Source organism: Chromobacterium sp. (assembly GCF_041912965.1).
GTDB classification, from domain to species: domain Bacteria; phylum Pseudomonadota; class Gammaproteobacteria; order Burkholderiales; family Chromobacteriaceae; genus Chromobacterium; species Chromobacterium aquaticum.
Window position 1 is genome coordinate 1 of the sequence record NZ_JAYSGF010000079.1, and the last position, 6167, is coordinate 6167.

7 protein-coding genes and 1 pseudogene are annotated in these 6167 nt (G+C 55.9%); 3 read left to right on the plus strand and 5 right to left on the minus strand.

What is annotated here, in order from left to right; all coding sequences use genetic code 11:
- From ACE3QM_RS22450 to ACE3QM_RS22460, 3 genes and pseudogenes are all read left to right on the plus strand, one after another.
- Nucleotides 1-185 (plus strand): annotated as a pseudogene (locus ACE3QM_RS22450) (urocanate hydratase); the annotation flags it as partial.
- Nucleotides 186-216: 31 nt separating this feature from the next.
- Entirely contained in the window at nucleotides 217-2109 is a 1893-nt protein-coding gene (locus ACE3QM_RS22455) for an ATP-dependent endonuclease (protein ID WP_374425010.1), read from the plus strand.
- Nucleotides 2110-2203: 94 nt separating this feature from the next.
- On the plus strand, nucleotides 2204-2662 hold the full coding sequence (locus ACE3QM_RS22460) for a hypothetical protein (protein WP_374425012.1): 459 nt from the start codon (nucleotides 2204-2206) through the stop codon (nucleotides 2660-2662).
- A gap of 6 nt (nucleotides 2663-2668) precedes the next feature.
- Here the strand turns inward: ACE3QM_RS22460 and ACE3QM_RS22465 are convergent, their stop codons facing one another.
- From ACE3QM_RS22465 to ACE3QM_RS22485, 5 genes are all read right to left on the minus strand, one after another.
- Nucleotides 2669-3025, minus strand: a complete 357-nt coding sequence (locus ACE3QM_RS22465; RefSeq protein ID WP_188447122.1) for a DUF1428 domain-containing protein — start codon at nucleotides 3023-3025, stop codon at nucleotides 2669-2671.
- 83 nt (nucleotides 3026-3108) lie between these two features.
- Entirely contained in the window at nucleotides 3109-3987 is an 879-nt protein-coding gene (locus ACE3QM_RS22470) for a cytochrome c3 family protein (RefSeq protein WP_374425014.1), read from the minus strand.
- Entirely contained in the window at nucleotides 3984-4553 is a 570-nt protein-coding gene (locus ACE3QM_RS22475; protein ID WP_374425016.1) for a hypothetical protein, read from the minus strand. Before ACE3QM_RS22475 ends, ACE3QM_RS22470 begins: the two co-directional genes overlap by 4 nt.
- Nucleotide 4554: 1 nt before the next feature.
- Nucleotides 4555-5766 (minus strand): 2Fe-2S iron-sulfur cluster-binding protein, encoded by a 1212-nt coding sequence (locus ACE3QM_RS22480; RefSeq protein ID WP_374425018.1) that lies wholly within the window; start codon nucleotides 5764-5766, stop codon nucleotides 4555-4557.
- A gap of 96 nt (nucleotides 5767-5862) precedes the next feature.
- The coding region (locus tag ACE3QM_RS22485; protein WP_374425020.1) for an EamA family transporter at nucleotides 5863-6167 on the minus strand (305 nt) is incomplete at its 5' end.

The following is a 6167-nucleotide window of genomic DNA, read 5'->3' on the forward strand; positions in this document are numbered from 1 at the left end:
GCATGGGCTATTCGCAGCACTCGGGCGTGGTCATCGTGGCCGACGGCACCGAGGCCGCGGCCAAGCGCCTGGCGCGCGTGCTGTGGAACGATCCGGGCACCGGTGTGATGCGCCATGCCGATGCGGGTTATGAGATTGCCGTTGATTGCGCCAAGGAAAAGGGTTTGAAGTTGCCGATGGTTTGAGAATTTCTTTCTACAACTAAATGGAATTAGTATGAAAAAAAAATTTCAAGTTGTTTCAGTTGAAGCTGAAAACTTAAGGGGATATCAGAATACGATTCTACAGTTCAAAGAACTTACGATTCTCGTTGGGGAAAATAATGAAGGTAAAAGTTCATTATTAAAGATGTTTGATAAGGTATTAAACGGGCGATCATTGGTGCAATCTAATAACGAGTTGTACTTAAGTCCTGATGAGCTGGCGTTTTGGTATCCAGCAAACTCACAAAATCATAAAGCCCGAAGATTTACTTTGAATTTAAATGTATTGGATGGAAACTTCGGAAGAAAATATGGCGTTAAAAAAGGTGGGAACTTATCTCTTAGATTTTCAGTGAATTTATCAGATGGCGCCTATAGGTTAAATTATGGCCCACCAAGGCGTTCGGAAAAGCACGATTTAAAGGCTGTTGAGCTTCTTAAGGAAGTTCAGAAAAGTACAAAGTTGATTTTTTTGCCGCCTGTGCGTGATGCGGGGTCGTCTAAGTTTTCAGAAAAAATAACAAATTCTGTTCGACATAAGGTTCAAAATAAGATTTCACATTCTCGTCAGGCCGGGTCACCAAAGGAATACCGCATTGCATTAGAGATTATAGAAAAATTCAAAAAAATCATTGAAATGAATAGCCAAAATATTGGCATGAGCAATCAGAGCCCATTAAGTGGAATGATGATTGCAAATGAAGTAAGAGTTAACTTGAAGCCCAGTGATGTGGGTAGGCTCTTAGATAATGCATTGCATTTATACGTATCTACTGGAAACCACGATGAAAAAATGGTTCTTCCGACCGAAACTGGAAATGGGCTTCAGAGTCTTATTGATATTGATCTTACAATTGATGATCTAAACAAAACAAACAAGTCAATTGCAGAGGTGATTGTTGTTATTGAGGAGCCAGAGGCTTTTTTGCACCCATCTGCTCAGCGTCAATTTATGCACTATCTGCGAAATACTCTTAGTTCAAAAGTCGATAAAGCGGTGCTTACTACTCATTCGCCCGTGATTGTTGACGAGGCTAATTATGGGGAGATTGTTTTAGTTAGGAAGCAAAAACATTTCCATCCGGCTTTTGTCGATGAAACCAGAAATAGTATTAATTCATCATTGATGTCAGTTGCTAGCTCAGAAATTTTTTTTGCTAGGACTGTCGTTTTTGTTGAGGGTGAGGGAGATAGGGCTTTATTTAATTGTTTACTCAAGCGAATAGCCGAAAAAACTGGATATTTCTCATTGTTGCGAAGTATTGTCATACAGCCTACAGGAGGATGTAAAAACTACGCTCCCTGGTTCTCTTTAGTTGATTCATATTCGGTTGGCCATAACCGCCCAATTAAGTCGGTGTGGATTATGGATGCTGACGCTGCATCGGCATCAACTCAAAGAGCTTTACTTGTTGCCTTTCGAAACTCAGGAAGGCAGGTCAAGTCTGATGTGGATGCTGTTATTAAAGATTTTGGTGATAAAGACTGGCTGCCTGAAACGCGTTCTGTAAAGAATTTTATAAGCCTTAATCATGCTATTTCAAGTCTCAACGGATTGTTCTTCTCTTGTGATTTAGAGTGGGCAATTTTTAATGAATCTTCATTAAAAGTTGTTAATGAAATCAAGAGTGTTTTTGCAAAATACTCAATTAATTCCCAGGGTGCTTCTGTAGATTTGGCTAGAAGATTGGGGTCAAAAATTAATCTTGGCACATCCTCAGATGGTAGCGTAAAGGCTCCTCATGTTAGGGCTGACATTGCAATGGCTTTGCCATTAGATAATCTGCCTCCTGAGATAGATTTTGTTATAACCAGAATGCTTCAGATAGCACTTGATGATGCTTCGGTTGTTAAACTAATAAGAAAGAAAATGGGAGCTTCTGAGACCATCGTCGAAGATTTGTAAGGAGTCTATGTTTTTTCGATCAATGATTATTCATTGAAATATTTTTGTCACAAAACCGTCATAGACTAGTCACATTCAAAGGGGAAGTGACGCCATGGCCGCCATCCGATTCTTTATCTGTGCGTTAGCGTTCGCTTTCTGCGCTGCCGCATCCGCCGCCACACCCTATGTGCCGCTGGAGCAGCGCCTGAGCGCCGAACAGCTGCGCGAAACCGGGCTCGACACGCTGTCGGCCGAGCAATTGGCCGCGCTCAACCGCGTGTTGCAGGGCGAGGTCGTTGCAACGCAGCCGCCGCCGAAAGCCGCCATGCCGCTGCTGGGTGTGGATGTGCAGCCGATCCAAAGCCGGCTGAAAGGTACCGTCACCGGCTGGCAGGAAGGCGCGGTGTTCGAGCTGGAAAACGGCCAGCAGTGGAAGGTGCTGAAGGGCCATATGACGCTACCCAAGCCGATGCAGAGCCCGGAAATCCGCGTGGTGCCCGGCATCGCCGGGCGCTGGTTCCTGGAAGTGCATGAGGACTACCCGAAGGCGCGGGTGTACCTCATCAACTGAGCCGGCTCAGTAGCCCACGATTTCCTTGAATCCGCCCCAGATCATGCGCTTGCCGTCGAACGGCAGCGTTTTCGGATCCATGAACTTGGCCAGGCGCTTGTCGGTCATCACCGCGTTCATGATGCGGTCGCGTTCCTTGCGGCTGGTGTACAGCACGTAGGCGAACACCACCACCTCGTCATCCTGCAGCTTCACCGCGCGCGGGAACGAGGTGCGCTTGCCGTACGGCGCGTCGTCGGCCACGGCCTCCAGATACTGCAACGCGCCGTGTTCCTTCCAGATCTTGCCGCAGGCGCGGGCCATCTTCTTGTAATCGGCAAGTTTGTCCTTCTTCACCGGGGTCAGGAATCCGTCGACGTACATGGCAGTTCTCCGTTAGGTGGAGCGCCCATCATGCACCCGTTCGGGTCGGCGCGCATCTGCCGCCGTATGCCATGCCGCGGCCGCTAGTCGTCGCCGGATTCGCCGTAGCCTTCGGGCTCCACGCGCGGATCGCGGTGGCATTTCACGCAGTTGTTGAAGTTGCGGATGCCTTCCTCCAGATGCTCGGCGCGGATCTTGGCCGGTGTGTGCTCGTGGCAGCCGTAGCAGATGTACTGTTTGAAATCCGTGCCGCCGATGCCGCGTAGATTGCCGGTATGGCAGGTGGCGCAGTCGGTGTTGTGGTCCTTGTCCAGCACGAAGTAGCGGTTGTGGTTGAAGGTGGCCGGCTCCCAGGCCGTGGTGCTGTGGCAGCTGCCGCAATTGCCGGTGAACGGCCGATGCATGCGGTCCTGCGGTTTTTCATGGCAGCTCTGGCACTGCGCCAGCGCCGTTTTCGGCAGGCTTGCATGGCTGAACTGAGCCGGCTTCCAGGCTTCGCTGCTGTGGCAGGCGCCGCAGTTGGCGGTCAGCGGCCGGTGCAGGGCGTTGGTCGGTTTCGTATGGCAGGACGCGCAATCCTGCCGGATATCGGCCGGCAGCAGATCATGCGAGAACCGCCGGATGTCGCCTTGGGTCAGCTTCGAGCCCCGGTGGATGCTGTGGCAGCCCATGCAGTCCGGGTTCGCCAACGCGTGGTGGAATTTCGCGGTCTTGCCCTTGCGCGCCAACGGCCGGCCCTGGGTGTCCTTGATGCCGATATCGGCCAGTGCGTGGCAGCTCTGGCAGCGCGCTTCCGAGGCGCCCAGGAACGGCTGATGGCAGGCGAAGCAGTCGTTGCCTAGCGTGGCGTGCGCGGCGCCGGTACTGCCCGGGCTGACCATGAACTCGGGGTAGATGAAGGTCAGCGCGATCAGCGCCAGCACGTTGGCCGCGATCACATACAGTACGGTGCGCTTGTTCATCGCCAACCCCAGAACAGGAAAATGCTGATGATGTGCGCCAAGGCCAGGAAACCGAACGCGAACGCGATCGGGAAGTGCACCTTGCGCCATTGGGTCACGGCGTCCACGGTCAGGCTGTCCCAGAAGTGGCCGGATCCGGGTTGGTCATCCGCTCCGGACGGGCTTTCATCGGCTTGGCGCAGGCGTTCGCGCGCGCGCTTGATCAGGAACTTGCCGGTCAATCCGCTGGCCACGTTGACCAGCATGGCGGCCACCGCCAACCAGCCGAGGATGGCGTTGAAGTGCACGCCGGCGTGCACCAGCACCATCAGCGAACCGAGCCAGGCCAGCACTTCGTGGTAGGACAGCAGACGCGGCAGGCTACGGGTGCTGATCTTGCGGCGCTTGGCCAGCGAATAGGCGAACGAGCCGATGATCAGCAGGGTGCCGGGAATGCCCAGATAGCGGCCGACCCAGACCAGATCCAGTCGGTGCAACAGCCAATCGGAAAGCAGCGTGGCCAGCGCCAGACCGACGAACCAGATCAGGAACGGCAACACCACGGTGCGGATCAGGTGCGCTTGCATCTTAGGCCTCAAGCGCCAGTTCGCCGGCCGGCCGGCAGACGCAGGGCAGGCAATGGCCGTCCTGCACCGGGAAGTCCGGCGGCTCCGGGTAGATTACGTCGCCTTTGCCGATTTTGGTTTCGCAGGTGCCGCAGTTGCCGGCACGGCAGGCGTTGGCGATCTCCACGCCGACGCGCTCGGACAGTTCCAGCAGATTGGCGTCGCGGCCGTCCCACACCGCGTTGACGCCGGACCGGGTGAAGGCGACGGGATAAGACGTCGCGTTATCGACCGGCGCTTCGACTGGCGCGGCGTTGGTCAGCGCCGAGGGTCCGAAGGCTTCCAGATGGATGTCTTTCGCCGCCACACCCCAACCGCGCAGACCGTCGGTCATCGCCTGCATCATCGCGTTCGGGCCGCACAGGTAGAACTGCGCCGGCCCGTAGGGCAGTTGCCGCTGTAGCAGTTCGATGGTGATGAAACGGCCATCGCGCACGCCCGGTAGATCCGAGTCGCCGGGTTCCGGGCTGTCGAACAGCAGATGCCGTTTGAAGTGCGGATGGCGCGCGGCCCAGTCCTCGATCAGGTTGCGGAACGCCATTTCACGAGCGTTGCGGGCGCCGTAGAACAGATGCACCGGTCGCTGCGGCCGGTTGGCCAGCAGCCATTGCAGCATGCACAGCAGCGGCGTGATGCCGATGCCGCCGGCGATCAGCACCACCGGCGTATCGGATCCGGTATCCAGCGTGAAGCGGCCCATCGGCGCACGCGCCATGATCGTATCGCCGACCTGCAGCTGTTCGTGCAAATGCACCGAGACCGGCATCGGCGGGCCCGGTTGCGCATCCCATGGCACGCGCTTGACGCTGATGCGGTAACGCCGGCCGTCGCCGTTGTCCGACAGCGAATAGCAGCGGGTGCGCGCTTTGCCGTCCGCCGCCGGCGGCGCCTTGAACGTCAGGTATTGGCCGGGCAGGAAGGGTGGCAACTCGCCGCCATCGACGGCTTCCAGATAAAACGAGCAGATTGTGCCGGCCGCGTCTTCATATCCGCGCCGGACCACGCGCAGTGCCCGCCAGCCATCCCATCCCGCCGGAGTTTTTGCCGGTGTGGCCACGGGGGCGGGCGTTGGCTTCGGTGCGCGCACGCGCCGCCACAACGCATAGGCGGCAAACAGCAGCACTTGCAGCGTCAAGGCGGAGACGATGATCAGCGTGAGTTTTGCGGCGGTCATGTCCCGTCATCATACTTCGACAGGACCTGTCGCACATTGACCACAGTCAATACCAAAACCGCTACGGATGCGAGTGATTCGCACTCGCGCGCGTCGTCAGGCCGCGCGCTTCGGTTTCAACAGCAGCGGCTGCACGAACACCGCCGCCAACACGATGGCCACACCGAGGTAGAACTGCGGCGTCAGCTCGCGGTGCTCCTTCAGCCACAATGCGGCGATGACGATGGCGTATACCGGCTCCAGGTTCAGCGCCAGCTGGGTGGAGAACGCACTGATGTGGCGCAAGGCGTGCAGGGACAGGATGAACGGCAGCAGCGTGCAGGCCAGCGCCAGCACCAACAGCAGACCGGCGTCGCGCCAGTCCGGCAGGATGAAGGTTTGATCGAGGCCGAAATAGCCGA